The sequence below is a fragment of the Streptomyces sp. NBC_01546 genome (assembly GCF_045208355.1).
Lineage (GTDB): Bacteria > Actinomycetota > Actinomycetes > Streptomycetales > Streptomycetaceae > Streptomyces.
The window spans coordinates 4933507-4958745 of record NZ_CP109379.1; the positions used below are offsets into that span (position 1 = coordinate 4933507).

20 protein-coding genes are annotated in these 25239 nt (G+C 72.0%); 15 read left to right on the forward strand and 5 right to left on the reverse strand.

What is annotated here, in order from left to right; genetic code table 11:
• Positions 1–125 precede the first annotated feature (125 nt).
• Positions 126–1478 (reverse strand): diaminopimelate decarboxylase, encoded by a 1353-nt coding sequence (locus OHA89_RS22590; protein WP_266609510.1) that lies wholly within the window; start codon positions 1476–1478, stop codon positions 126–128.
• Between the two features lie 104 nt (positions 1479–1582).
• Between OHA89_RS22590 and hutU the strand changes: the two genes are divergently transcribed.
• The 8 genes from hutU to OHA89_RS22630 all read left to right on the forward strand — a co-directional run bounded on the left by hutU (position 1583) and on the right by OHA89_RS22630 (position 11307).
• Complete coding sequence (gene hutU / locus OHA89_RS22595) at positions 1583–3247, forward strand: urocanate hydratase (protein WP_257556049.1); 1665 nt, start codon at positions 1583–1585, stop codon at positions 3245–3247.
• A gap of 11 nt (positions 3248–3258) precedes the next feature.
• Positions 3259–4449, forward strand: a complete 1191-nt coding sequence (locus tag OHA89_RS22600) for an allantoate amidohydrolase (protein WP_406368561.1) — start codon at positions 3259–3261, stop codon at positions 4447–4449.
• Entirely contained in the window at positions 4440–5777 is a 1338-nt protein-coding gene (locus OHA89_RS22605) for a formimidoylglutamate deiminase (RefSeq protein ID WP_406366949.1), read from the forward strand. Before OHA89_RS22600 ends, OHA89_RS22605 begins: the two co-directional genes overlap by 10 nt.
• A 101-nt stretch (positions 5778–5878) precedes the next feature.
• The gene (gene hutI / locus OHA89_RS22610) at positions 5879–7057 is read left to right on the forward strand and encodes an imidazolonepropionase (protein ID WP_266609513.1); all 1179 of its coding nucleotides are present in this window, start codon (positions 5879–5881) and stop codon (positions 7055–7057) included.
• Positions 7058–7170: 113 nt separating this feature from the next.
• Positions 7171–7848, forward strand: coding sequence for an LPXTG cell wall anchor domain-containing protein (locus OHA89_RS22615; RefSeq protein ID WP_215139428.1), 678 nt, complete (start codon positions 7171–7173; stop codon positions 7846–7848).
• A 17-nt stretch (positions 7849–7865) separates the two neighbouring features.
• Positions 7866–8903 carry a hypothetical protein gene (locus OHA89_RS22620; protein ID WP_406366950.1) on the forward strand — a complete coding sequence of 346 codons (1038 nt, stop codon included), beginning with the start codon at positions 7866–7868 and terminating at the stop codon, positions 8901–8903.
• Positions 8900–10003: a hypothetical protein gene (locus tag OHA89_RS22625; protein WP_406366951.1), complete on the forward strand. Its 1104-nt coding sequence runs from the start codon at positions 8900–8902 to the stop codon at positions 10001–10003. Before OHA89_RS22620 ends, OHA89_RS22625 begins: the two co-directional genes overlap by 4 nt.
• Positions 10000–11307: a hypothetical protein gene (locus OHA89_RS22630; RefSeq protein WP_266609516.1), complete on the forward strand. Its 1308-nt coding sequence runs from the start codon at positions 10000–10002 to the stop codon at positions 11305–11307. Before OHA89_RS22625 ends, OHA89_RS22630 begins: the two co-directional genes overlap by 4 nt.
• Positions 11308–11375: 68 nt before the next feature.
• On the opposite strand, the gene OHA89_RS22635 is transcribed toward OHA89_RS22630, so the two are convergent.
• A complete protein-coding gene (locus OHA89_RS22635; protein WP_266609517.1) occupies positions 11376–12893 on the reverse strand; it encodes a peptide MFS transporter in 1518 nt (505 codons plus the stop codon).
• Between the two features lie 494 nt (positions 12894–13387).
• On the opposite strand from OHA89_RS22635, the gene OHA89_RS22640 reads away from it, so the two are divergent.
• Positions 13388–14065, forward strand: a complete 678-nt coding sequence (locus OHA89_RS22640) for a response regulator transcription factor (protein ID WP_215139424.1) — start codon at positions 13388–13390, stop codon at positions 14063–14065.
• Between the two features lie 14 nt (positions 14066–14079).
• Entirely contained in the window at positions 14080–15345 is a 1266-nt protein-coding gene (locus OHA89_RS22645) for an ATP-binding protein (protein ID WP_406366952.1), read from the forward strand.
• A gap of 23 nt (positions 15346–15368) precedes the next feature.
• Here OHA89_RS22645 and OHA89_RS22650 read toward each other — a convergent pair whose 3' ends face one another.
• Positions 15369–15905 (reverse strand): GtrA family protein, encoded by a 537-nt coding sequence (locus OHA89_RS22650; protein ID WP_257556058.1) that lies wholly within the window; start codon positions 15903–15905, stop codon positions 15369–15371.
• A 209-nt stretch (positions 15906–16114) separates the two neighbouring features.
• Between OHA89_RS22650 and OHA89_RS22655 the strand changes: the two genes are divergently transcribed.
• From OHA89_RS22655 to OHA89_RS22670, 4 genes are all read left to right on the forward strand, one after another.
• On the forward strand, positions 16115–17233 hold the full coding sequence (locus OHA89_RS22655) for a 5-(carboxyamino)imidazole ribonucleotide synthase (protein WP_257559422.1): 1119 nt from the start codon (positions 16115–16117) through the stop codon (positions 17231–17233).
• Positions 17230–17766: a 5-(carboxyamino)imidazole ribonucleotide mutase gene (purE, locus tag OHA89_RS22660; protein WP_266609519.1), complete on the forward strand. Its 537-nt coding sequence runs from the start codon at positions 17230–17232 to the stop codon at positions 17764–17766. Before OHA89_RS22655 ends, purE begins: the two co-directional genes overlap by 4 nt.
• Complete coding sequence (locus OHA89_RS22665) at positions 17763–18941, forward strand: dipeptidase (RefSeq protein WP_215139418.1); 1179 nt, start codon at positions 17763–17765, stop codon at positions 18939–18941. The genes purE and OHA89_RS22665 overlap by 4 nt, the downstream gene beginning before the upstream one ends.
• A 136-nt stretch (positions 18942–19077) precedes the next feature.
• Positions 19078–20136, forward strand: a complete 1059-nt coding sequence (locus OHA89_RS22670; RefSeq protein WP_266609520.1) for a dipeptidase — start codon at positions 19078–19080, stop codon at positions 20134–20136.
• Between the two features lie 46 nt (positions 20137–20182).
• On the opposite strand, the gene OHA89_RS22675 is transcribed toward OHA89_RS22670, so the two are convergent.
• Complete coding sequence (locus tag OHA89_RS22675; RefSeq protein WP_215139416.1) at positions 20183–21526, reverse strand: UDP-glucose/GDP-mannose dehydrogenase family protein; 1344 nt, start codon at positions 21524–21526, stop codon at positions 20183–20185.
• Positions 21527–21723: 197 nt separating this feature from the next.
• Between OHA89_RS22675 and OHA89_RS22680 the strand changes: the two genes are divergently transcribed.
• A complete protein-coding gene (locus OHA89_RS22680) occupies positions 21724–22896 on the forward strand; it encodes an acyl-CoA dehydrogenase family protein (RefSeq protein ID WP_215139415.1) in 1173 nt (390 codons plus the stop codon).
• A gap of 73 nt (positions 22897–22969) precedes the next feature.
• Here the strand turns inward: OHA89_RS22680 and OHA89_RS22685 are convergent, their stop codons facing one another.
• Positions 22970–25021, reverse strand: coding sequence for a calcium-binding protein (locus OHA89_RS22685; RefSeq protein ID WP_406366954.1), 2052 nt, complete (start codon positions 25019–25021; stop codon positions 22970–22972).
• Positions 25022–25239 lie beyond the last annotated feature (218 nt).

Below are 25239 nucleotides of genomic sequence, written 5' to 3' on the forward strand. Positions count from 1 at the left end.
GCAGCGGCAATTTCAGCCTCGCCGGCGTTTGAGGCGCGGGCGCGGAGCGCCGTACGGGGTCTGGGGCGGAGCCCCGGGAAACGGTGAAAGGGCGGGGCGGGGAGAGGCTCCGCGCAGCGGCGGGCCTACAGCAGCGCGTCCCGGAGCGCGCCGCCCGCCTCGGCCACGATCTCGGCCAGGCCCTGCGCCGGCCTGGCAAGGCTGAAGCGGACCTCGCCCTCCGGGGTCACCGTGAAGCCGTGGATCGGCGGGCGGGGGAGGCTGTTGTAGCCGTAGTGGGCGGTGAAGAAGTACGCGCCCGTGTCCGGTACGCCGATCAGGTCGCCGGGGGCGAGCAGCGGCAGCTCCCGGGCCGTCGCGAGCAGGTCCCCCGCGAAGCAGGCCGGGCCCGCGATGTCCTGGGCCACCGGGTCGCCGCCCTTCGGGGTGCCCTTCGCGTCGTACGGCAGGATCCGCAGTGGCCACGCCGCCGGGGCGTACACCGTGCGGGTCGCCAGCTGGACCCCCGCGTGGGTGAGGGCGATCGGGCGGGACCCGGTGGTCTTGGTGTACTCGACGCGGGCGACGACCAGCCCGTGCTTGCCGAGCAGGGACCGGCCGAACTCCGTGACCAGGCCGTACGAGCCGTCGAAGAGGCCGGGTACCGCCCCGCGCAGGGCGGCCACGTACTGCGCGTACGTCGGGGTCTGCTCGTCCGAGGCGAAGTTCACCGGCAGGCCGCCGCCGATGTCGAGGGTGTCGACCTGGCGGCGCCCGGCCGCCGCGTTGATCTCCTCGGCCAGCGCGTGCAGTTCCCGTACGCCCTCGGCGATCAGCGGCAGCGGGACGCCCTGCGAGCCCGAGTGGATGTGCAGCCGGGTCAGCCACGGGCGGTCCAGATACGCCCGTACCAGCCATGCGCGGGCGCCCGGGTCGCGCAGCGCGATCCCGAACTTCGAGGTCGCGGTGGCCGTGGACAGGGCGTCGATGGTGCCCGCCCCCGTCTGCGGGTTGATCCGTACGCCGACCGGGGACCGGGTGGGCGTCGCGGCGACGAGCGCGTCGAGCCGCTCCAGCTCCTGCCGGTTGTCGGCGTTGACGGCGATGCCCAGGGCCAGGGCCTCGCGCAGTTCGGCCGCCGTCTTGGCGGGGGAGTCCAGAACGGTCCGCTCCGCCTCCACCCCGGCCGCCCGGGCCAGCGCCAGCTCGCCGGGACCGGCCACCTCGCAGCCGAGCCCGGCGCCGGCCAGCAGCCGCAGCACCGGGACGAGCGGGGCGGCCTTGACCGCGAAGGCGTGCAGGACGGGGGTGCCGGGCGCCAGCGCGGCCGCGAAGGCGGCGGTCAGGGCGGCGGCCGAGGCCCGGATCCCGGCCGTGTCCAGCAGGCAGACCAGGGGCTCCGCGCTCTCGGCGTCGCCGACGAGACCCTGCTCGACGGCGGCCCGTACGGCCAGATCGCGGCGCGCGGCGGCGCCTCGCGTGTCCATGTCGGCAGCCATGCCCGCCATCCCATCATCCGACGGAGCGGCCCGCAGCTGTTGACTGAATCTATTCAGGACGTCAGGATGTGAATAGATTGACCAACATCGGAGGAGGCACCGCCATGTCAGGACCCCGCCCCGTACGTGCCGCGCGAGGCACCGAGCTCAGCACCCTGGGATGGCAGCAGGAGGCCGCGCTGCGGATGCTCCAGAACAACCTCGACCCCGAGGTCGCCGAGCACCCCGACAAGCTGGTCGTCTACGGCGGCACCGGCAAGGCCGCCCGCGACTGGCGCTCGTACGACGCGATGGTCCGCACGCTGCAGACCCTCAAGCAGGACGAGACGATGCTCGTCCAGTCCGGCCGCCCGGTCGGCGTGATGCAGACCCACGAGTGGGCGCCGCGCGTGCTGCTCGCCAACTCCAACCTGGTCGGCGACTGGGCCAACTGGGAGGAGTTCCGCCGCCTGGAGAACCTGGGCCTGACCATGTACGGGCAGATGACCGCCGGTTCGTGGATCTACATCGGCACCCAGGGCATCCTCCAGGGCACCTACGAGACCTTCGCGGCCGTCGCGGCCAAGAAGTTCAACGGGACCCTCGCCGGCACCATCACCCTCACCGCCGGCCTCGGCGGCATGGGCGGTGCCCAGCCGCTCGCCGTGACGATGAACGACGGCGTCGCGATCTGCATCGACGTCGACCCGCGCGCCATCGAGCGCCGCATCGAGCACCGCTACCTGGACGTGAAGGCCGACAGCCTCCAGCACGCCCTCCAGCTGGCCGTCGAGGCCCGCGACGCCCGCAAGCCGCTCTCCATCGGCCTGCTCGGCAACGCCGCCGACCTGCTCCCGCAGATGCTGGCCGAGGGCGCGCCGATCGACATCGTCACGGACCAGACCTCCGCGCACGACCCGCTCGCCTACCTGCCGACCGGCGTCGACTTCGACGACATGGCCTCCTACGCGGCCAAGGACCCGGCCGGCTTCACCGTCCGGGCCCGCGAGTCCATGGCCAAGCACGTCGAGGCCATGGTCGGCTTCATGGACGCGGGTGCCGAGGTCTTCGACTACGGCAACTCCATCCGCGGCGAGGCCCAGCTGGCCGGCTACGACCGCGCCTTCGCCTTCCCCGGCTTCGTCCCCGCCTACATCCGGCCGCTGTTCTGCGAGGGCAAGGGCCCCTTCCGCTGGGCCGCCCTGTCCGGCGAGGCCTCCGACATCCACAAGACCGACAAGGCGCTGCTGGAGCTCTTCCCGGAGAACGAGTCCCTGCACCGCTGGATCAAGATGGCCGGCGAGCGGGTCCACTTCCAGGGCCTGCCCGCGCGCATCTGCTGGCTCGGCTACGGCGAGCGCGACAAGGCCGGCGAGCGCTTCAACGACATGGTCGCGAGCGGCGAACTCGCCGCCCCGCTGGTCATCGGCCGCGACCACCTCGACTGCGGCTCGGTGGCCTCCCCGTACCGCGAGACCGAGGCCATGCTCGACGGCTCCGACGCCATCGCCGACTGGCCGCTGCTCAACGCCATGGTCAACGTCGCCTCCGGCGCCTCCTGGGTCTCCATCCACCACGGCGGCGGCGTCGGCATGGGCCGCTCCATCCACGCGGGCCAGGTCACCGTCGCCGACGGCACCCCCCTCGCGGGCGAGAAGATCCGCCGCGTCCTCACCAACGACCCGGGGATGGGCGTCATCCGCCACGTCGACGCCGGCTACGACATCGCCGAGTCGGTCGCCGACGAGCGCGGCGTCCGCATCCCGATGCGCGAGGGCGACGACGCGTGACCTTCCACGAGATGTGGGCCGATCTCGCACCCATCGGCAGGAACGCCGACACCGGCGGGTACCGCCGGTACGCCTGGAGCGGGGCCGACGCCGACTGCCGGACCTGGTTCCAGGAGCAGGCCGAGTCGCGCGGGCTGACGTACGAGACCGACCGCAACGGCAACCAGTGGGCCTGGCTCGGCGACCCCCTCGCGGGGGACGCCGTGGTCGCCGGCTCGCACCTGGACTCCGTCCCCGACGGCGGAGCCTTCGACGGCCCCCTCGGGGTGGTGTCCTCCTTCGCGGCCCTGGACGAACTCCGCAGGAGGGGCGCGGAGTTCGCCAGGCCACTTGCCATCACCAACTTCGGTGACGAGGAAGGGGCCCGCTTCGGGCTCGCCTGCGTCGGCTCCCGGCTCGCCGCCGGACAGCTGACCAAGGAGAAGGCGTACGAGCTCCGCGACGCCGACGGCATCGGCCTGCCCCAGGCCATGGAGGCCGCCGGATACGACCCCGAGATCATCGGGGCGGACCCCGAACGCCTGGGCCGGATCGGCGCCTTCGTCGAACTGCACGTGGAGCAGGGCCGGGCCCTGGACCTGAGCGGGGACCGCGTCGGCATCGCCTCCGCGATCTGGCCGCACGGCCGGTGGCGGTTCGACTTCCACGGCGAGGCCAACCACGCGGGCACCACCCGCCTGGTGGACCGCCGCGACCCGATGCTCACGTACGCGGCGACCGTGCTGGCCGCCCGTACCGAGGCGGCCCTCGCCGGGGCCGTCGCCACCTTCGGGAAGATCTCGGTCGAGCCCAACGGGGTCAACGCCATCCCCTCGCTCGTGCGCGGCTGGCTCGACTCGCGCGCCGCCGACCAGGCCACCCTCGACACGGTCGTCACCGCCATCGAGAAGGCCGCCCGCGAGCGCGCCGACCAGGACGGCATCGATCTCGGGATCGTCCGGGAGTCCTTCACCCCGGTCGTCGAGTTCGAGCACGCCCTGCGCGACGAGATGAACCGGATCCTGGGCGGGGCCGTCCCCGTCCTCGGTACCGGGGCGGGACACGACGCCGGAATCCTCTCCGCGGCCGTCCCGACCGCGATGCTGTTCGTACGGAACCCCACCGGCGTCTCCCACTCCCCGAAGGAGTTCGCCGCCGAGGACGACTGCGTCGCCGGAGTCCTCGCCCTCGCCGACGTACTGGAAGGTCTCGCGTGCCGGTGAAGACGTTTTGGCTGGAGCACGCCTGGCTCGGCACCCTTGTCGAGCCGGGCGTCGCCCTGGACGTACACGACGGCCGGATCGCCGCGCTGCGCACCGGCGTCGGCGCCCCGCCGCCCGGCGCGGAGATCCTGCGCGGCCTGACCCTCCCGGGCCTGGCCAACGCGCACAGCCACGCCTTCCACCGCGCCCTGCGGTCCACCGTCCAGGTCGGCTCGGGCACCTTCTGGACCTGGCGCGACATCATGTACAAGGTCGCCCAGAACCTCACCCCCGACACCTACTTCGCGCTCGCCCGGGCCGTGTACGCCGAGATGGCGCTGGCGGGCATCACGAACGTCGGCGAGTTCCACTACGTCCACCACGCCCCGGGCGGAGCCCCGTACGCCGACCCGAACGCGATGGGCGAGGCCCTGATCGAGGCCGCCGCCGCGGCCGGAATCCGGATCACCCTCCTCGACACCGCCTACCTCTCGGCGGGCTTCGGACAGGCGCCCAACCCGCACCAGCTGCGCTTCTCCGACGGCACCGCCGAGGCGTGGGCGGAGCGGGCGAGCGCGCTGAAGCCCCGCGAACACGCCCTGATCGGCGCCGCCGTCCACTCGGTGCGCGCCGTCCCGGCCGACCAGCTGGCCACCGTCGCCGCCTGGGCCCAGGAGCGCCGAGCGCCCCTGCACGTCCACCTCTCGGAGCAGACCGCCGAGAACGACGCCTGCCAGGCCGCGCACGGCCGGACCCCGACGCAGCTCCTCGCCGACCACGGCGTGCTCGGCCCGCGCACCACCGGCGTCCACAACACGCACCTGACCGATGCGGACATCGCCCTCCTCGGCGGCACCACCACCGGCACGTGCATGTGCCCCACCACGGAACGCGACCTCGCCGACGGCATCGGCCCGGCGACCCGCCTCCAGCACGCGGGCAGCCCGCTCTCCCTGGGCAGCGACAGCCATGCGGTCATCGACCTGCTCGAAGAGGCCCGTGCGATGGAGCTCAACGAGCGGCTGCGCAGCCGCACCCGGGGCCACTGGACGGCGAACGCCCTGCTCACGGCCGCCACCGCCGACGGCCACGCGGCCCTCGGCCGTCCCGAGGCGGGCCGCCTGGAGCCGGGCGCGCTCGCGGACTTCACCACGATCGCGCTGGACTCCGTCCGGACGGCGGGCGCGCTGCCGCGGCTCGGCGCGGAGACGGCGGTGTTCGCCGCCACGGCCGCCGATGTCCGCCACACGGTGGTGGGCGGCCGCCACGTGGTCCGCGACGGCGCCCACACCCAGGTCGAGGACGTCGCGTCCGCCCTCGCCTCCGCCATCGCAGCCCTCCGCGGCTGACCGATACGGCGCTCCGCGGCAATCCCGCCCAGCCCAAACCAGCCCCGCCGGCGTTTGAGGCGCGGGGTCTGGGGCGGAGCCCCAGGAAACCGAGAGGAACCATGACCACCACCGTCATCACCAACATCGGCAGCCTCGTCACCAACGACCCCGCCCTCGGCGACGGCAGCCCCCTCGGCCTGATCCGGGACGCCGCCGTCGTCATCGACGGCGACAAGGTGGGCTGGGTCGGCTCCGCCGCCGACGCCCCGGCCGCCGACACCGCGTTCGACGCGACCGGCCGGGCCGTCATCCCCGGCTTCGTCGACTCCCACTCGCACCTGGTCTTCGCCGGCGACCGCACCGCCGAGTTCAACGCCCGGATGTCCGGCCGCAGCTACTCCGCCGGAGGCATCCGCACCACCGTCGCCGCCACCCGCGCCGCCACCGACGCCGAGCTCGAGGCCAACCTGGTGCGCCACCTCGACGAGGCCCGCCGCCAGGGCACCACCACCTTCGAGACCAAGTCCGGATACGGGCTCACCACCGCCGACGAGGCCCGCGCCCTGCGCATCGCCGCCGCGCACACCGAGGAGGTCACCTACCTCGGCGCGCACATCGTGTCCCCCGACTACGCCGAGGACCCGGCCGGCTACGTCGACCTCGTCACCGGCGAGATGCTGGCCGCCTGCGCCCCGTACGCCCGCTGGGTGGACGTCTTCTGCGAGAAGGGCGCCTTCGACGGGGACCAGGCCCGCGCCATCCTCACCGCGGGCGCCGCGGCCGGGCTGATCCCGCGCGTCCACGCCAACCAGCTCTCGTACGGTCCCGGCGTGCAGCTCGCCGTCGAGCTGGAGGCCGCCTCCGCCGACCACTGCACCCACCTCACCGACGCAGACGTCGACGCCCTGGCCCAGGCGGCCGCCACCACGGTCGCCACCCTGCTGCCCGGCGCCGAGTTCTCCACCCGCGCCCAGTGGCCCGACGCACGCCGCCTGATCGACGCCGGCGCCACCGTCGCCCTGTCCACGGACTGCAACCCCGGCTCCTCCTACACCAGTTCCATGCCGTTCTGCATCGCCCTCGCCGTCCGCGACATGCGGATGACCCCCGACGAGGCCCTCTGGTCGGCCACCGCCGGCGGCGCGCGCGCCCTGCGCCGTACCGACATCGGCGCCGTCACCCCCGGAGCCCGCGCCGATCTGGCCCTCCTCGACGCGCCCAGCCACGTCCACCTCGCCTACCGCCCGGGTGTCCCGCTCGTTTCCGGCGTGTGGCAGCGGGGTGTCCGCGTGCACTGACGAACAGTCAATTCCAGCCTGCCCTTTGTCTTCCCTCCGCAAGGCCCCGGGCGTACCTTGAGCCACCAATCTGATGTGTCGTCAGTAACTTGTGGCCCGAGGGGAAGACGAAGGTGTCCAACCGGAAACGCTCCACCGCGCTCGCGCTGGCCTCCGCGCTGGCCGGATCGGCGGTCCTGCTGGCCGCCCCCGCGGCCCACGCCGCCGTCGTCGACGTGGCCTACGACTGCAAGACCCCGATCGGGGACAAGTCGGCGGTATCGCCCATCGAGATCAAGGCCGTCAAGGAAGGCGACGGCTACAAGCTGACGATGTCCTTCCAGAAGGGCGTCTCGTCCAGCCCGATCGAACTCGGCAAGGGCGCGATGAGCCCCAGCGCCGTCGTCCTCGTCGGCGGCGCCGAGAAGGCCTCCGTACCGGTCTCCGGCCCGCCCAACCCGGAGGCCGTGCCCGCCAACACCCCCATCAAGATCACCGACCTGTCGGGCACCTACACGCCCAAGAAGAGCGGCAAGGTCACCTTCACCGCCGGAGTGCTCACCATCAAGGCGATGGGCACCACGACCACCTGCACCCCCGGCAACAGCCCGGGACCCTCCCTGGAGCTGGACGTCACCGCCCCCGGCGGCGGCGCCGCGCAGTCCGGCGGCGGGGACGGGCAGGACACCCTCCCGCAGACCGGCCCCACCGACTCCGCCCTCGCCCTCGGCACCCTCGGCGGCACCGTGCTGCTCTCCGGCGCGGCCGGCGTGCTCTGGCTGACCCGGCGCGGCCAGCGGGCCCGGTCCTGAACGGAGCACCCCCGGCCATGCCCGTGCTCCACACCCTCCAGCGGCTCGGGGTGCTGCTCCTCGCGGCCACCGCGCTGTACACGGCCGCCGCGAGCCCCGCGGCGGCCGAAGAGCCCGGCTGGACCGCCGAGCCAGCCGCCGGAACGGCCGCCACCGACCGGCCCGGCGGCGTCCGCCCGTATTACACGCGCCCGTACTACTACATGGCGGGCACCCCCGGCACCGTCCTGGAGGACCGCCTCGCCCTGGCCAACACCACCGACCAGGAGCGCACGATCACCCTGCGCGGGGCCGACGCCTACAACACCGCCGACGGCGCCTTCGCGGTCCGCCCGGCCAAGCCCGCGGCCGGAGGCCGCTCAGAAGGGCCCGGCACCGGCGCCGGATCCTGGATCAGCTTCGGCGCCGGAGCCACCGTGAAGATCCCGCCCCGCACCCGTGCGGTGGTCCCCTTCTCGCTCACCGTTCCGCCCTCCTCCCCGCCCGGCGACCACCCCGCCGCCGTGGTCGCCACCGAAGGCGGCCACGAGGTCGGCGTACGGGTCCACCTGCGGGTCAGCGGCCCCACCCTGGCCGCCCTCACGGTCGAGGACGTCACCGTACGGGGCAAGGGCTCGGCCGCGGTCGTCGCCTACACCCTGGTCAACCGCGGCAACGTGGCCCTCGCCCCCGAGCTGGGGCTCCGGGCCGAGGGCCTCTTCGGCGAGGTGCCGGGGCGCACCGGCCGCGCCCTGCCCGTCGAACTGCTCCCCGGCCAGCGGGTGGAGCTGACCGAACCCTGGCCCGGAGCCCCGGTCCTGGACCGGGTGCGCGTCACCCTCACCGTCACCGCCCCCGGCGGCGCCCGCGCGGTGGGCGACGGATCGCGCTGGCTCGTGCCCTGGAACCTCATCGGCTGGACGGGGGCGGGCCTGCTCGCCCTCGGCGGGACCACCGCGGCCGCGCTGTACCTCGTACGCGCCCGCCGTCCCCGCCGGAACGCGCCGGCCGGCGCACCGCCCGCGACCGGACCTGCCCCTGCACCGGAACACGAACTGACGGGAGCCTCCAGGTGAGAAGACTCGGAGCCCTGCTCGCAGCCGGGCTGGCGGTGTGCGCGCTGGCCCTGTTCCCGGCGCCCCCGGCCGCGGCCGACGAGGGCAAGCCCGCCGTGGCGCTCTCGCTCCAGGAGGCCGCCAAGGGCACCGAGATCACCGTCACCGGCACCGGCTGGCGGGCCAAGACCCTGGTGATGCTGCTGGTCTGCGGGCAGAACATGATCGGCGGTACCAACAGCTGCGCCAACGCCGACGGCGCCGCCGTATCCGTCGCCGACGACGGGCACTTCGCCGCGCAGCTGCCCGTGGTGGCACCGCCCAAGCCCTGCCCCTGCGTCGTCAACGTCACCTCCGTCAACGGCGACCAGTCCACCGTCGCCGCCGCGTTGAAGATCACCGACCACCCGGTGGCCGAGCTGCCCGCCGAATCCGGCACGGCCCGCCTCGCGATGCTCACCGGCGTCCGGCTGGAGGGCGACGACGGGGTGCTGACCTGGTTCGGCGCCCCGCCCAGCCGCAAGTTCAAGGTCACCGTCGGCAATCTCGGCTCGGCCCCCGTCAAGGACCCGGTCTTCCAACTCGGCACCGCCCACGGGGTGTTCGCCCCGCTGTGGGAGGAGGTCCGCTGGAAGGGCAGCATCGCGCCGGGCGGCAAGGCGGAGATCGCCCTGGACGTGGCCCTCACCGCGGGCGCCCACGGCGACTACACGATCTCCCTCAAATACGGCGAGACCGTCGTGGCCACCCAGCCCTGGGGCGTGGACCGGCCGTACGGGGTCCTGCTGTTCTGGGGCCTGCTCCTGCTGGTCATCCCGGCCGCGGTCTTCCGCGTCGGCATGGCCGTCGTCGACAAGGTCCGGCCGCGCACCGCGCCCCCCGGCCGCCACCGGGGAGCCCGCATCCCCGAGGCGGCGGCCGCGGTGACGGCCCGCCTGCCCAGGATTCCCGCCGTACGGGGACCCGCGCGCGCGGCCACCCCGCCGCCGGCCACTTCCTCGGCGACCCACGAGACCCCCACGGCGGCACTGCCGTGGTTCACCCCGGACAGCGCGCCGGAGACAGCACCACAGACGTCCGCACCGTCTGAGAACCGTTCGACGACGAAGGGACATTCGTGAAGACCCAACGGAGGGTGAGCGCGGCCGTGGTCGCGCTGCTGCTCGGCGGCGCGGGTATCGCCATTTCGGCTTCTCCTGCCCTGGCCGCCGAGGCCACATTCAAGGTCAAGTGCGTTCCGCCGGCCGGCGGAGGCGACCCGGTGGAGGGCGAGACCACCGCCAAGATCACGGCCCCGGCGACCGCCAAGGTCGGTGACGAGGTCGACGTGGTCTGGGAGACCGTGAAGCCCGCCTCGAACAACACGGACCTGATGGACATCCCGCAGGACTCCGTCCAGCCCACCGGCTGGATCGCGGTGGGCGGCGGGATGGGCGAGCTGAAGGTCGTCGGGGAGAAGAAGAACCCGCCGATCCCGAAGAAGGCCCCCATGGTCATGTCACCCATGAAGGGCAAGCTGAAGCTCACCAAGGCCGGCAAGATCACCCTGACCCCCGGCAAGTACGACGTCGCCGTCACGTTCTCCTTCGGCACCTTCGTCACCAAGTGCGCGCCGACCGGCGAGGTGAAGGGCGGGGCGACCATCGATGTCTCGGCCGGCTCCAGCGGCGGCACGACGAGCGGCGGCACCACGAGCGGCGGCACGACCACGGGCGGGGCGACCACCGGCGGCTCCACCACCGGCGGCGGTTCCACCACCACCTCGGGCGGCTCCACCACCGGTGGAGGCGGCGGCCAGACCGACTTCCCGGGCAAGGCCGTCGAGGTCGCCTTCGACTGCGGCCCGGTCGTCCCCGGGGGCATCAAGACCCCGGTCACGATCAACGCGAAGAAGAACGGCGGCAGCTACGACCTGACCGTCAAGACCGCCAAGGGCGCGATGGCCGCGCCCATGGCCCTGCCGGCAGGGGCCCTCAAGCCCTCGATGAACGTCAAACTCGGCGGCGCGGACAGCGGAACGGTCAAGGTCTCCGGCCCGGCCAACGCGGAGCCGATCCCTGACAAGGCCCCTGTCAGCCTCAACGACATGACCGGCACCTACAAGCCGGGCAAGACCGGCAAGGTGACGCTGAGCCCGGACCAGCTGACCATCGACGTCACGATGGCCCCAGGCTCCACGCCGATCAACGTGCCCTGCAAGGCGACCAGCAGCGGCGTCTCGCTGGAGCTGGACACCGCCGCCCAGCCGGGCGGCTCCGGCTCGGCGACCACCACCGGCACCAGCACCTCCGGCGGCCTCGCCGAGACCGGCGCCGAGGACGAGGGCGGCATCAAGGCCCTGGCCCTGGTCGCCGGCACGGTGATCCTGCTCGGTGCCGGCGTCTTCACCTTCACCCCGTGGCGCCGCCTGCGCGGCACCCGCTAGCCCGGAAACGCGAGCGGCCCGGCACACCTTTCGGTGTGCCGGGCCGCTCACGTGCCGGAGGGGGTGCGTCAGTGCACGCCGCCCATGAGGGTCTGGACCTTCTTGCGGTACGCGTAGACCGCGAAACCGGCCAGGACCGCGGCGAGCGCCTGGAAGGCGATCACCGAGGTGCCGTTGAGGTCCACCCCGCCGATGGACAGGAGGCTGGTGATGCAGTCACCGGCGGTGACCGCGAGGAACCAGACACCCATCATCTGGGAGGCGTACTTCTGCGGGGCCATCTTCGTGGTGACGGAGAGGCCGACCGGGGAGACGCACAGCTCGCCGATGGTCTGGATCATGTAGATCGAGACCAGCCACATCGGGGAGACCTTGACGTCGCCGGTCGCCATGCCCATCGGCACGACGAAGACGAAGAACGAGGCACCGATCAGGACCAGGCCCATCGCGAACTTCACGATGGTGTTCGGCTCCTGGTTCTTGCGGGCCAGCCACAGCCACAGCCAGGCGAAGACCGGGGCCAGGGCCATCACGAACAGCGGGTTCAGCGACTGGTACCAGGTGGCCGAGAAGTCGAAGCCGAAGACGGTGCCGGCGGTCTTGTCGTCCGCGAACAGGGACAGCGTGGAGCCACCCTGGTCGTAGATCATCCAGAAGACGGCAGCGGCGATGAAGAACCAGATGTACGCGGTCATCTTCGACTGCTCGGAGCCCGACAGGTCCTTGTCGCGCTTGATGCGCGCCAGCACGGCGATCGGGATGATCAGGCCCGCCAGCGTCAGCGGGACCAGGGCCCAGTTGAGCGTGTAGGCACCGAGGGCCACCACGGCGCCGTAGAAGAGGGCGATGCCCAGGACGGCGAAGACGACCTTGGTGAGGACGGCCTTGCGCTCCTCCGCGGACAGCGGGTTCGGGACCACGCTGCTCTTCGGGCTCAGGTGCTTGGTGCCGAGCAGGAACTGGGTGAGACCCAGGCCCATGCCGACGGCGGCGAGGGCGAAGCCCATGTGCCAGTTGTGCTCCTTGCCGACCGTGCCGACGACGAGCGGGGCGACGAAGGCGCCGAGGTTGATGCCGACGTAGAAGAGGGTGAAGCCACCGTCGCGGCGCGGGTCCTCCGGGCCGTCGTACAGGTGGCCGACCATCGTGGAGATGTTGGCCTTGAGCAGACCGGAACCGGCCGCCACCAGGATCAGACCGACGAAGAACATCGCCTGGCCCGGAAGGGCCAGCGACAGGTGGCCAGCCATGATCACGAAACCGGCGATCGCGACCGTCTTGCGGGCGCCCCAGACACGGTCTCCGAACCATCCGCCCGGCATGGCCATCAGGTAGACCATCGAGACGTACACGGAGTAGATCGCCGTGGTGGTGGCCGCGGTCATCGCGAGGCCGCCGCCCTGGCTGCCCGTGGCGGCGTCGGCACCGCCCGAGACCAGGTAGTACACGAGAAGTGCGCGCATGCCGTAGTAGGAGAAGCGCTCCCACATCTCGGTCATGAACAGCGTGGCCAGGCCACGGGGGTGGCCGAAGAAGGTCTTCTCGGTGGACGGATCCGCCGCGTCCCTCGTCAGGCTGGAAGCCATGGTCGATCCTTGCTTGCTCGGGACGCGTGGCTTCGTGAGCCCATCAGCGCCCGGTGGGGGGTGGCCGGCACCGGCAGCGGAAGTCCCACCCCACGCCCGGGGGTCTCGCCCCCGTGGGGTCGGGGGCGAAGGGATGTCCGTAACCGGGATCCACGCCCGGCCGCGCATCATCGCGCGACGGGCCCGGCCCACAGGTCATTCACTGTCATCAAGCCCGGACAGGTCAGTCCGTCAAGACTGCCCGTTTCGGTCAGGACAGAAATAGAGACCTTCGGCGCGCTTTTCGGCACAAAGGTCCCTGAGGTAGTGCATCAGGCGTCTCGACACCATACGACAGGACAGGGCGGCATAAGGAAGGACTTGAGATATGGATCACAAGGTGGCGCGGGAACCGTTCGACCATATTCGAAGGCGGTTAGTAGTTCATAAGCCCAGATAGGCAGGGGTGTTCCCGCGGCCCCCTAGATCCAGCCGCGCGGACTACCATCACCCACATGACGCGTGTACTGCTCGCCGAGGACGACGCATCCATCTCGGAACCCCTGGCCCGCGCTCTGCGCCGGGAAGGGTACGAGGTCGAGGTCCGGGAGGACGGCCCCACGGCCCTGGACGCCGGACTGCAGGGCGGCGTCGACCTCGTCGTCCTGGACCTCGGCCTGCCGGGCATGGACGGCCTGGAAGTGGCCCGCCGGCTGCGTGCCGAGGGCCACGGCTTCCCGATCCTGGTCCTCACCGCCCGCGCGGACGAGGTCGACACGGTCGTCGGCCTCGACGCCGGCGCCGACGACTACGTGACCAAGCCCTTCCGCCTCGCCGAACTGCTGGCCCGGGTCCGGGCCCTGCTCCGGCGCGGCGCGAACGAGACGGCCCAGCCCCCCGCCACCCACGGCGTGCGCATCGACGTCGAATCGCACCGGGCCTGGATGGGGGAGGAGGAGCTCCAGCTCACGGCCAAGGAGTTCGACCTGCTGCGCGTCCTGGTCCGCGACGCCGGCCGGGTCGTCACCCGCGACCAGCTCATGCGCGAGGTCTGGGACACCACCTGGTGGTCCTCCACCAAGACCCTCGACATGCACATCTCCTGGCTGCGCAAGAAGCTGGGCGACGACGCCGCCAACCCCCGCTACATCGCCACCGTCCGGGGCGTCGGCTTCCGCTTCGAGAAGAGCTGAGCACCTTCTAAGCCATGCGCCGCCGTCTGATCAACTCCACGCTCGCCGTCGTACTCGTCGTGATCGCCGTCTTCGGCGTCTCCCTGGTGATCGTGGAGACCCGGACCATCACCAGCAGCGCCCAGGACCGCATCGAGTACGAGGCGCAGCGACTGGTGGGCATCGTCGAGGCGAACGTCCTGGAGAGGAAGCAGGTCGACCCGACGGCCCTCGCCGACCAGCTGGACGTCGGCCACCACGCCACGATCACCATCCCCGGGCAGCCCCCGGTGGAGGTCGGCGACCGGATCGACGAAGACGTCATCCGCGGCACCGCGCGCGGCGAGCAGGACGAGATCGTGGTCGTCGAGGAAGCCCACTCCACCGTCACCAAGGAGGTCGGGCGGACCCTCGTGGTGGTCGGCGCCGTGGCGCTGCTGGCCGTCGTGGCGGCCGTACTGCTCGCCGTACGGCAGGCGAACCGGCTGGCCTCCCCGCTCACCGACCTCGCCGAGACCGCCGAGCGCCTCGGATCGGGAGACCCGCGGCCCCGGCACAAGCGGTACGGGGTCCCCGAGCTTGACCGGGTCGCGGACGTACTGGACTCCAGCGCCGAACGGATCGGGCGGATGCTGACCGCCGAGCGGCGCCTGGCCGCGGACGCCTCCCACCAGCTGCGCACCCCGCTCACCGCGCTGTCGATGCGGCTGGAGGAGATCACGGTCACCGACGACCTGGAGACCGTGCGCGAAGAGGCGACCATCGCCCTCACCCAGGTGGAGCGGCTCACGGACGTGGTCCAGCGCCTCCTGACGAACTCGCGGGACCCGCGGACCGGCTCGGCGGTCCCCTTCGACCTCGACGAGGTCGTCAAACAGCAGGTGGAGGAGTGGCGCCCCGCCTACCGCAGCGCCGGCCGCGCCATCGTGCGCTCCGGCAAGCAGGGCGTGCGGGCCGTCGGCACCCCGGGCGCGGTCGCCCAGGTCCTGGCGACCCTGGTGGAGAACGCACTGATGCACGGCGGCGGCACCGTCGCCCTGCGCACCCGGGTGATCGGGAACCAGGCGGTGCTGGAGGTCACGGACGAAGGGCCGGGAGTCCCGCCGGACCTCGGCAACCGGATCTTCGAGCGGGCCATCAGCGGCCGCAACTCCACCGGCATCGGCCTGGCCGTGGCCCGGGACCTCGCCGAGGCGGACGGCGGGCGCCTCGAGCTGCTCCAGGCGCAGCCGCCGGTCTTCGCGCTGTTCCTGAGCCGGACGGCCCCGGAGCGCAGCGAACCGGAGAAGACGGTCCGCTAGGTCCGCCAGGTCTGCCGGGCCCGCTAGCTCGCCGCGGGTTCCGGTTCCGGCTCGGGCATCGGCTTGCGCTCCGGCTTGGGCAGCGGCGCCGGCTCGGGTATCGGCTCGGCCTCCGCGGTCGGGGGCAGGGCCTTGAAGACCCAGGTCCGGTACGACCAGAAGCGGAAGACGGTCGCGGTGCCGATGCCGATGAACTTGAACACATTGGTGGCGACCGGTCCGCCCCAGCCGAAGCCGTACGTGGCCGTGTACAGCACGCCGTTCTCGATCACGAGGCCGATCGCGCTGAAGGCGGCGAACAGGGCCAGCTCGCGGGTCCGGCCGCTCTGGGCGCGGTCCCGGTAGGCGAAGTAGCGGAAGCCGAGGTAGTTCGTGGCGATGGCGACCACGGTGGCTATCACGCTCGCGCGCACCACCTGGAGGTCGGTCGTGTTGCGGATCAGGTTGAAGACACCCAGGTTGACCAGCACACCCAGACCGCCGACCGCCCCGAACTTGGCGACCTCCCGAACGAGACCGCGTACGCGTTCGAGAACAGATCCGTTCCCCGGCGTGCTCATCTGAATGGTCAGTCCCTGTCGGTCACCGCCCCGCGCGGGGCGTCCGCTGTTCTCCGTCAACCCCCACATGTTAAGTGTCGCCCCTGTGGTCCGTCTGTGCCTTCGGACACCGTGCGACGCACGGCACACCACGCGTCCGCGCCAGGGTCACGTCCGGATGGCGGAATACCGCCGGATACCCTGGAGGAGTGACGTTCCCGGTAGTCGGCATGGTCGGCGGCGGACAGCTCGCCCGCATGACCCACGAGGCGGGCATCCCCCTCGGCATCAGATTCAAGATCCTCAGTGACACCCCACAGGACTCGGCGGCCCAGGTCGTGAGCGACGTCGTCATCGGCGACTATCGCGATCTGGAGACGTTGCGCGCCTTCGCGCGCGGCTGCGACGTGATCACCTTCGATCACGAGCACGTACCCACCGAGCACCTCAGGGCCCTGGAGGCGGACGGCATCCCCGTCCGCCCGGGGCCCGATGCGTTGGTGCACGCCCAGGACAAGGGGGTGATGCGCGCCAAGCTCGACGAGATCGGCGCGCCGAGCCCCCGCCACCGGATCGTGAGCGATCCGGCGGACGTGGCGGCCTTCGCGGACGAGGTGGGCGGCTTCCCGGTCATCCTCAAGACGGTGCGCGGCGGGTACGACGGCAAGGGCGTGTGGTTCGTCCGCACCCCGGAGGACGCGGAGGCCCCCTTCAGGGCGGGCGTCCCGGTCCTCGCGGAGGAGAAGGTCGAGTACGTCCGCGAGCTCGCGGCCAACATCGTCCGCTCCCCGCACGGCCAGGCGGTGGCCTACCCCGTCGTGGAGTCCGTCCAGGTGGACGGGGTCTGCGACACGGTGATCGCCCCCGCCCCGAACCTCTCCGAGGAGCTGGCGGGCGAGGCCCAGGGCCTGGCCCTGCGCATCGCCAAGGAGCTCGGCGTGACCGGCCACCTGGCCGTGGAGCTGTTCGAGACCGTCGACGGCCGCATCCTCGTCAACGAACTGGCCATGCGCCCGCACAACAGCGGCCACTGGACCCAGGACGGGGCCATCACCTCGCAGTTCGCCAACCACGTACGCGCGGTCCTGGACCTCCCGCTGGGCGACCCGCGCTCCCGCGCCAAGTGGACGGTCATGGCGAACGTGCTGGGCGGGGACTACCCCGACATGTACGCGGCGTACCTGCACTGCATGGCCCACGACCCCCAGCTGAAGATCCACATGTACGGCAAGGACGTGAAACACGGCCGCAAGGTCGGCCACGTCAACACCTACGGCGACGACCTGGACGATGTGCTGGAGCGCGCACGCCACGCTGCCGACTACCTCCGAGGAACGGTCACCGAATGAGCACCTCCGCCGCAGCCCCCGTCATCGGCATCGTCATGGGCTCCGACTCGGACTGGCCCGTCATGGAGGCCGCCGCCCAGGCCCTCGACGAGTTCGAGATCCCCTACGAGGTCGACGTCGTCTCCGCGCACCGGATGCCGCGCGAGATGATCGAGTACGGCGAGCAGGCCGCCGACCGCGGCCTCAAGGCGATCATCGCGGGCGCCGGCGGGGCCGCCCACCTGCCCGGCATGCTCGCCTCGGTCACCCCGCTGCCGGTCATCGGCGTCCCGGTCCCGCTGAAGTACCTCGACGGCATGGACTCGCTGCTGTCGATCGTGCAGATGCCCGCCGGAGTTCCCGTCGCCACCGTCTCGGTCGCCGGCGCGCGCAACGCCGGCCTGCTGGCCGTACGGATGCTGGCCGCGCACGACAAGGAGCTGCTGGGCCGCATGCGCGAGTTCCAGCAGGAGCTCAACGACCAGGCCACCGAGAAGGGCAGGCGGCTGCGTACGAAGATCGCGGGCGCGGGGTCCTTCGGATTCGGCAAGTGAGCGCGGCGCAGCGCCTGGACGAGGCGCACGAGCTGCTGGCCGAGCACCCCGTCGTGGACGGCCACAACGACCTGCCCTGGGCGCTGCGTCAGCAGGTGCGCTACGACCTGGCACAACGGGACATCGCGGACGACCAGTCCGCCCACCTGCACACCGACATCCCCCGGCTGCGCGCCGGCGGGGTCGGCGCGCAGTTCTGGTCCGTCTACGTCCGCTCCGACTACGCCGGCGACGAGGCGGTCAGCGCCACCCTGGAGCAGATCGACGTCGTCGCCCAGCTGATCGACCGTTACCCCGGCGACCTCGTACGGGCGCTGACGGCGGACGACATGGAGGCGGCCCGCGCCGGCGGCCGGATCGCCTCCCTGATGGGCGCCGAGGGCGGCCACTCCATCAACAACTCGCTCGCCACCCTGCGCGCCCTGCACCAGCTGGGCGTGCGGTACATGACGCTCACGCACAACGACACCATCGACTGGGCGGATTCGGCGACCGACGAGCCCCGGCACGGCGGCCTGACGGACTTCGGCCGCGAGGTCGTCCGCGAGATGAACCGCGTCGGCATGCTGGTGGACCTCTCGCACGTGGCCGCGACGACGATGCGCGACGCGCTCGCCGTCTCGGCCGCGCCGGTGGTCTTCTCGCACTCCTCGGCGCGCGCGGTCTGCGACCACCCGCGCAACATCCCCGACGACGTGCTGGCGCTGCTCCCGGCCAACGGCGGGGTGGCGATGGCCACCTTCGTCCCGAAGTTCATCCTCCCGGCAGCCGTCGAGTGGACGCAGGCCGCGGACGAGAACCTGCGGGCCCACGGCTTCCACCACCTGGACACCACGCCCGAGGCGATGGCCCTGCACCGGGCCTTCGAGGCGGAGCGCCCGCGCCCGGTGGCCACGGCCGCCACGGTCGCCGACCACCTGGACCACATGCGCGAGGTGGCCGGGATCGACCACATCGGCATCGGCGGGGACTACGACGGCACGGCCTTCACCCCGTCCGGGCTGGACGACGTGGCGGGCTACCCGAACCTGATCGCGGAGCTGCTCGCGCGCGGCTGGTCGAAGGCCGACCTGGCGAAGCTGACCTGGTCCAACGCGGTACGGGTACTGCGCGACGCGGAGGCGGTGGCGCGGGACCTGTCGGCATCCCGGGGCCCGTCGAACGCGGTGATCTAGCAGGCCGGGTGGGTGGGGCAACCGGGTGTGACCTGCGGATTACACCCGAATGCCACACCTGCCGGGCGACCCGGGCGTCCCGCGTGTCACGGTGGCACCATCTCTCCCTGCTGCCGCCGAGACCGGAGCGAACGCCATGGCCGACCTGCAGGATGAACCCCACTCCGTGGGCATCGGGGCGGAAGACCTTCCCGCCCCCACAGCATTGGCCGGCGCCCTCGAACGGGCTGCCGCGCTGCTGTCCGTGCATCCCGTCGCGGACGGGTGCAACACGCTCGTCTGGACCCTGCGCCAGAGCCCGTACCACGACATCGACACCCCCGACGCCGGTATCGACACCGACATTCCGCGGCTGCGCGCCGGGGGAGTGGGTGCCCAGTTCTGGTCGCTGCTCACCCCGCGCGAGGCCGCGGCCGTCGATCAGGTGGTGTCCGACACCCTGGAACAGATCGACGTGGCGCTGGCCCTGCTGCGCCGCTACCCCGACAGCCTGTGCCTCGCGCTGACCGCCGACGACATGGCGGACGCCCGCAACCGAGGCCGCATCGCCTGCTTCCTCGGGCCCGTGCCCGGCCGTACGCTCACCGATTCGCTGAGCGCGCTGCACGCGTTCCACGCGCTGGGCGTACGGATCTTCGCGCCCGCGGGAGCGCCCTGGGCCCAGCACGACCTGACGGCCTTCGGGCACGAGGTGGTCCAGGAGGCGAACCGGCTGGGCATCGTGCTGGACCTGACCGGGTGCCCGCCGACGGCGGCCCGCCAGCTCGCGGCCGCCTCGAAGGCCCCGGTGATCGTCTCCAACACGGCGGCCGCCGCCCTGAACCCGCATCCGGGGAACGTCACCGACGAGGTCCTGCTGGCGCTGCGGGAGGCGAACGGCCTGGCGATGGTCACCTTCGACGCCGACCGGACCGGGGACTCCCTGCACGCGGTGGCGGACCACATCGACCACGTACGGGCCGTCGCGGGCCCGGAGTGCGTCGGCCTCGGCGCCGCCTTCGGCACCGAGCCGGGCAGTCCCCGCCCATCGGGCCTGACCGACCCCTCGGGCTACCCCCGCCTGATCGCGGAACTCCTGGACCGCGGTTGGCCCGAAGCCGACCTGGCCCTGCTGACCTGGGGCAACGCCCAACGAGTCCTCCGCGACGCGGAATTCACCTCCCGCGCCGCCCAACACCGCCGCCCGCCTGCTTGAATCCCAGCAACGGCGCCGCACCCACCCGGCCCGGCAGGGCCACGGTTCAGGCCCGCGGGCGGCCCATGGCCCGGTAGGTCCAGCCAGCCGCACGCCAGACGGCCGGGTCAAGCGCATTGCGGCCGTCCAGCAAGAGGCGGTCCGTGACGACGCCCCCCAGCTCCGCCGGATCCAGGTCGCGGAACTCGCGCCACTCGGTGAGGTGGAGGACGACCTCCGCCCCCCGGGCCGCCTCCAGCGCGGAGTCCGCGTACCCCAGCGTCGGGAACACGCGCCGGGCGTTGTCCATGCCCTTGGGGTCGTAGACGGTGACCTGGCCGCCCTGGAGGTGGATCTGCCCGGCCACGTTCAGCGCCGGCGAGTCGCGGACATCGTCGGAGTCCGGCTTGAAGGTGGCTCCGAGCACCGCGACCCGCTTGCCGAGGAACGAGCCGCCGACGGCGTCGCGGGCCAGCTCCACCATGTGCCCGCGGCGCCGCATGTTGATCGAGTCGACCTCCCGCAGGAAGGTCAGCGCCTGGTCCGCGCCCAGCTCGCCAGCGCGGGCCATGAAGGCCCGGATGTCCTTCGGCAGGCAGCCGCCGCCGAAGCCGATCCCGGCCCGCAGGAACTTCGCGCCGATCCGGTCGTCGTAGCCGATGGCCTCCGCCAGCTTGACCACGTCACCGCCCGCGGCCTCGCACACCTCCGCCATCGCGTTGATGAAGGAGATCTTGGTGGCCAGGAAGGAGTTCGCGGCGGTCTTCACCAGCTCGGCGGTCGGGAAGTCGGTGACCACCAGCGGGGTCCCCTCCGACATCGGCGTCTCGTACACCTCCCGCAGCAGCTTCTCGCCGCGCTCGCCCTGTACGCCGATCACGATCCGGTCGGGGTGCAGGGTGTCCTGCACCGCGAAGCCCTCCCGCAGGAACTCCGGGTTCCAGGCCAGCTCCACCTCCGCGCCCGCCGGCGCCAGCTCCGCGAGCTTCGCGGCCAGCCGCTGCGCCGAGCCCACCGGCACGGTGGACTTGCCGACCACCAGCACCGGCCGCGTCAGGTGCGGGGCCAGCGAGGCCATCGCGGAGTCGACGTAGGACATGTCACACGCGTATTCGCCGTGCTTCTGCGGAGTGTTCACGCACACGAAGTGCACGTCGCCGAATTCCCCGACCTCCTCCCACGAGGTCGTGAACCGCAGCCGCCCCGTGGAGCCCGGCAGCCCGGCCACGTGCGAGGACAGCAGCTCCTCCAGCCCGGGCTCGTACATCGGCACCCGGCCCGACGCCAGCATCTCGATCTTCTCGGGCACCACGTCCAGCCCCAGCACCTCGAACCCCAGCTCCGCCATCGCCGCGGCGTGCGTCGCGCCGAGGTATCCGGTGCCGATCACAGTGATCCTGAGGGGGGCCATGGGTGCTCCAGGGGGGTGCGGGCCGTTTGCGGCCACTGAGCATAGTCGGGCCCGTCACGGGGGACGTTCTCCGGCAGGTGGCCCCTCTGTCACGCAACTCACGTAGGCCGTCCATACCGCCATCCGCACACCGGACACTAAGCTTGGGTTACTTAACGGTAGTTAGCATCACGCATCACCCTGGGGAGTGAGAGATCTTGGCGGGTTCTGCCGACTTCGACCTGTACCGCCCGGCCGAGGAGCACGACATGCTCCGCGAGTCGGTCCGCTCGCTCGCCGAGGCGAAGATCCTGCCGTTCGCCGCCGCGGTCGACGAGGAGTCCCGCTTCCCGCAGGAGGCCCTCGACGCCCTGGTCGCCAGCGACCTGCACGCCGTCCACGTGCCCGAGACCTACGGCGGCGCGGGCGCCGACGCCCTCGCCACCGTGATCGTGATCGAGGAGGTGGCCCGCGTCTGCGCCTCCTCCTCCCTCATCCCGGCCGTGAACAAGCTCGGCTCGCTCCCGGTGATCCTCTCCGGTTCCGAGGAGCTCAAGGCCAAGTACCTCGGCCCGCTGGCCAAGGGCGACGCGATGTTCTCGTACGCGCTCTCCGAGCCGGACGCGGGCTCCGACGCCGCCGGCATGAAGACCCGCGCCGTGCGCGACGGGGACTTCTGGGTGCTCAACGGCGTCAAGCGCTGGATCACCAACGCGGGCGTCTCCGAGTACTACACGGTGATGGCCGTCACCGACCCGGAGAAGCGCTCCAAGGGCATCTCCGCCTTCGTGGTCGAGAAGTCGGACGAGGGCGTCTCCTTCGGTGCGCCCGAGAAGAAGCTCGGCATCAAGGGCTCCCCGACGCGCGAGGTCTACCTCGACAACGTCCGCATCCCGGCGGACCGCATGATCGGCGCCGAGGGCACCGGATTCGCCACCGCGATGAAGACCCTCGACCACACCCGCATCACGATCGCCGCCCAGGCGCTCGGCATCGCACAGGGCGCCCTGGACTACGCCAAGGGCTACGTCCAGGAGCGCAAGCAGTTCGGCAAGCCGATCGGCGACTTCCAGGGCGTGCAGTTCATGCTCGCGGACATGGCCATGAAGATCGAGGCCGCCCGCCAGCTGACGTACGCGGCGGCCGCCAAGTCGGAGCGCGTTTCCGCCGGTGGCGACAAGGAAGACCTCACCTTCTTCGGCGCCGCGGCCAAGTGCTTCGCCTCCGACGTGGCCATGGAGGTCACCACCGACGCCGTCCAGCTCCTCGGCGGCTACGGCTACACCCGTGACTACCCGGTGGAGCGCATGATGCGCGATGCCAAGATCACCCAGATCTACGAAGGCACGAACCAGGTCCAGCGGATCGTCATGGCCCGCAACCTGCCGTAACCGGCCCGGCCCGCACCACTGATACGCGAACGACCCCCGGCATGCCGCCGGGGGTCGTTCGCGTGTCCGGGGGTCAGGGGCAGCTGACCCTGGTGTCGCCCGTGTCCGTGGTGCACGTGTCGGTGTTGTAGCCGCCGTTCGCGGTGTCGTTGGCGGGGACGCCGTCGACGGTGTTGAGGCGGTCGTTGCCGAAGTTGCCGATCAGGTTGTCGCTCCCGGGGCCGCCGAAGAGGGTGTCGTCTCCGTAGCCCCCGTCGACGCGGTCGTTGCCGGGTCCGGCGTGGACGGTGTCGTTGCCGAAGCTCGCGTTGACGGTGTCGTTGCCGCTGAGGGCGCAGATGACGTCGTTGGAGAACGTGCCGTTGATCGTGTCGTTGCCGCTGGTGCCGGTGATCGTGCAGCCGCGGGTGTTGTTGACGGTGGTGGCGGCGCTCGCCGTGTTGTCCGCGGGGACCGGGTCGCTCTGGGTGGCGCTCGCCGTCGCCGTGTCGGTGAGGGTGCCCACGCGTGAGGGCTCGGCGGTGATCGTCACCGTGGCCGTGGTGTTGGGGGCGAGGCTGCCGAGGGCGCAGGTGGCCTGGGACGGGGTGTTGGTGCAGCTGCCCTGGCTGGTGGTGGCGGAGAGGATCGTGCCGTTACCGGTGCCGGTGAGGGAGTCGGTCAGCTGGACCCCGGTCGCCGTCGCGGTCGACGCGGACTTGTTGGTCACCTTCACGGTGTAGGTCACCGCGTCACCCAGGGCGACCGTGGCGGGGGTGCCCGTCTTCGTCACCAGCAGGTCCGCGGTCGCCGGGGGCGGGGTGGTTCCCGAGACCTCGTAACGGATCACACCGCGCGCGGTGCCGTCCTCCGTGACGCCGGCCACGACGAGCTTTCCGTCGGGCTGGATGACGAGGGCCTGGCCCTGCTCCCAGTCGTCCTCGTAGAACGGGCCCACGTCGGTCGTCACCTTGCCGTCGCCGCTGAAGGTGCTGTCCAGGCTGCCGTCGGTGTTGTACCGGACCACCGCGAAGTCGTGGGGGTCCCCGGTTCCGGCCCCGCCTCCGGCGGCGACGATCTTGCCGTCGGACTGGAGTGCCACGTCATTGGCGACGCCGGAACCGGCCTCGAAGGTGGTGCCCACCCGGCCGTCACCGCCGAAGGTGGTGTCCGGGGTGCCGTTGGTGTTGAAGCGGGCCGTCGTGAAGCCCTCGGAGCTGTAGCCGGACACGACGATCTTGCTGTCCGGCTGCAGCACCACGCCGTTCGCGGCGTCGATCGCGGTTCCCCAGTCGAGGAGCAGCTGCCCGTCGCCGTCGAAGCCGGTGTCCGGGCTGCCGTCCGGGGTGTAGCGGGCCATGGCCACGTCGGTGCTGTAGGCGGGGGGCACGTACCCCGCCGTGCCCACGGCGACGATGGTTCCGTCGGACTGCAGCGCCAGGTCCTGGACCGATGCGCCGCCGACCGCGAATGGGCTCGTCACCCGGCCGTCCCCGCCGCCGAAGGTGTTGTCCAGGCTGCCGTCGGGCATCAGGCGCGCCAGCGCGAAGCCGCCCTGGGCCCCTCCGGCGGCGAGGATCCTGCCGTTGCCCAGCACCCGCACCGCGGCCCCCGAGGAGCCTTGGCCGAAGTCCGGGAACACCCGGCCGGCGTCGCCGAAGGTCGTGTCCAGGGTGCCGTTCGGGAGGTAGCGCAGCAGGGTGAACTGGCCCCAGGCGATGCCGTTCTGCTCGACGATGCTGGAGCCGGCCACGACGATCTTCCCGTCCGGCTGGAGCGTCAGCGCCTGGCCCGAGTCACCGGAGCTGATGGTCGTCGCCACCGCGCCGCCGTCGCCGAAGGTGGTGTCCGGGGATCCGTCCGCGTTGTAGCGGAGCAGCGAGAAGGCGCTGTCGCCGCCCTCGGCCGGTGTCAGGGTCCCGACGGTGAGGATCTTGCCGTCGGGCTGGAGCACCATGTCCGGGCTGTCCTCGTAGTAGGCGAGGTCGGTGATCACGATCCCGTCGCCCGCGCCGAACGTCGGGTCCAGGTCGCCCGACGCCCCCAGCGCCGCGCCCGGCCCGGCGACCACGAGCGCCACGGCCGCTGCGGTCGCCGTGCAGGTCAGGCCGAGTCTTCTGCGGAGACCGGTGATCGAGGTGAGCATGCGGACGACTCCTTCTGGGGGTGCCGGAGGATGGTCACGGTCCGTTCCCGGCCGGCGAGCGTCCGGGGACCCGCGCGAAGGATCGTAGGAGTCAAGATCGACGGGGCGGCCCGGTCATTTGGGGACACGCCGGGCACTACGGCTGTCCGGGTGTGCGCGGGTGTGCGTTACTCCACCTCAGGCCCTTGGGTGCCACTCGGATGGGCTAAATTTGGACC

Excerpts from the sequence above, each read along its gene's own strand:
- OHA89_RS22590 (WP_266609510.1), bottom strand. The coding sequence starts at position 1,478 with ATGGCTGCCGACATGGACACGCGAGGCGCCGCCGCGCGCCGCGATCTG.
- hutU (WP_257556049.1), top strand. The coding sequence starts at position 1,583 with ATGTCAGGACCCCGCCCCGTACGTGCCGCGCGAGGCACCGAGCTCAGC.
- OHA89_RS22600 (WP_406368561.1), top strand. The coding sequence starts at position 3,259 with ATGTGGGCCGATCTCGCACCCATCGGCAGGAACGCCGACACCGGCGGG.
- hutI (WP_266609513.1), top strand. The coding sequence starts at position 5,879 with ATGACCACCACCGTCATCACCAACATCGGCAGCCTCGTCACCAACGAC.
- OHA89_RS22620 (WP_406366950.1), top strand. The coding sequence starts at position 7,866 with ATGCCCGTGCTCCACACCCTCCAGCGGCTCGGGGTGCTGCTCCTCGCG.
- OHA89_RS22635 (WP_266609517.1), bottom strand. The coding sequence starts at position 12,893 with ATGGCTTCCAGCCTGACGAGGGACGCGGCGGATCCGTCCACCGAGAAG.
- OHA89_RS22640 (WP_215139424.1), top strand. The coding sequence starts at position 13,388 with ATGACGCGTGTACTGCTCGCCGAGGACGACGCATCCATCTCGGAACCC.
- OHA89_RS22645 (WP_406366952.1), top strand. The coding sequence starts at position 14,080 with ATGCGCCGCCGTCTGATCAACTCCACGCTCGCCGTCGTACTCGTCGTG.
- OHA89_RS22650 (WP_257556058.1), bottom strand. The coding sequence starts at position 15,905 with ATGAGCACGCCGGGGAACGGATCTGTTCTCGAACGCGTACGCGGTCTC.
- OHA89_RS22655 (WP_257559422.1), top strand. The coding sequence starts at position 16,115 with ATGGTCGGCGGCGGACAGCTCGCCCGCATGACCCACGAGGCGGGCATC.
- purE (WP_266609519.1), top strand. The coding sequence starts at position 17,230 with ATGAGCACCTCCGCCGCAGCCCCCGTCATCGGCATCGTCATGGGCTCC.
- OHA89_RS22670 (WP_266609520.1), top strand. The coding sequence starts at position 19,078 with ATGGCCGACCTGCAGGATGAACCCCACTCCGTGGGCATCGGGGCGGAA.
- OHA89_RS22675 (WP_215139416.1), bottom strand. The coding sequence starts at position 21,526 with ATGGCCCCCCTCAGGATCACTGTGATCGGCACCGGATACCTCGGCGCG.
- OHA89_RS22685 (WP_406366954.1), bottom strand. The coding sequence starts at position 25,021 with ATGCTCACCTCGATCACCGGTCTCCGCAGAAGACTCGGCCTGACCTGC.